1 protein-coding gene is annotated in these 777 nt (G+C 64.1%); it reads right to left on the minus strand.

The features are described from left to right. On the minus strand, positions 1-773 hold a 773-nt coding region (locus AC5P1C_RS43870), incomplete at its 3' end, for an AfsR/SARP family transcriptional regulator (protein ID WP_493871597.1). Between the last annotated feature and the right edge of the window lie 4 nt (positions 774-777).

Below are 777 nucleotides of genomic sequence, written 5' to 3' on the forward strand. Positions count from 1 at the left end.
GTCTTGAGGATGGCCTGCTGCAGGCGGCGCAGTTCGGGCGAGGGCTCAAGACCCAGGTCGTTGACCAGAGCCTGACGCAGCCGCTGGTACACACTCAGCGCCTCACCCCGACGCCCAGAACGATAGAGAGCCAGCATGAACTGACCGTGCAGATTCTCATGCGTGCGATACCGGCTCACCAACACCGTCAACTCACCCAGCAACTCCCGATGCCGGCCCAGCCGCAGATCCGCCTCAATGCGCTGATACAGCGCACACAGCCGCGTCTCCTCCAGACGGCGCACCTCCATCTCCAACTGCACACCCGCCCGCACATCCGCCAGCGCCGAACCACTCCACAACGCCAACGCCTGACGCAGCAACCGCGCAGCGCCCGCGAAATCCTCCCCGTCCATCGCCCGATACCCCATCCCCGCAAGGCGCTCGAACTCCACCACATCACTCGAACCGCCACCACCCCGCAACACATAACCACCAGGCGCCGTCACCAACACATCCTTCGCCGACACACCCCCAACACCCTCACCCTCAACACCCTGCTCCAGCGCCGCACCAATCAACTCACGCAACTGCAGGATGTACGTCTGCAACGTCGTCCGCGCCGACCGCGGCGGACACTCACCCCACAACTCCTCAACCAACAACCCCACCGGCACCACACGATCCACATGCAACGCCAACAACGCCAACACCTTCCGAGGCTTCGGCGCCGTCGGCATCACCGCAACCCCACCCACCCGCACACCCAACGGACCCAGAACATCAATATCCATCACG

Source organism: Streptomyces sp. A18 (assembly GCF_059026065.1).